We start from the raw sequence: 295 nt of genomic DNA on the forward strand, positions 1-295 counted from the left end.
TGCCGTGGCTGTATCTGGGGCTGTTCCTGACGGCAGCCGCGCTGATGCTGCTGCTTATCCGGGTGCTGAGTCGTGCGGTGGTGCGTCCGCTGCTGCGGTTGGCACAGGCCTCCCGCAGCATTTCCGAGGGGGATCTTTCAAGTCCGGATCTTCCGGTGAAAAGCAGCGACGAAGTGGGGCGGCTTACGGGAACCTTCAACCAGATGAAGCACGCCATGGCGCAGCAGCTGACCACCCAGCAGGCCTTGCACCGGGAAGAGATGCGGAACCTTGCGCTGGAAAAGGATCTGGAACA

1 protein-coding gene is annotated in these 295 nt (G+C 62.0%); it reads left to right on the plus strand.

Features of this window, described 5'->3' with window-relative positions; translation table 11 throughout:
* The coding region (locus P0G09_RS19505; protein ID WP_275253504.1) for a HAMP domain-containing protein at positions 1–295 on the plus strand (295 nt) is incomplete at both ends.

The organism is Faecalibacterium sp. DFI.5.82, from assembly GCF_029076575.1.
Lineage (GTDB): Bacteria > Bacillota > Clostridia > Oscillospirales > Ruminococcaceae > Faecalibacterium > Faecalibacterium duncaniae.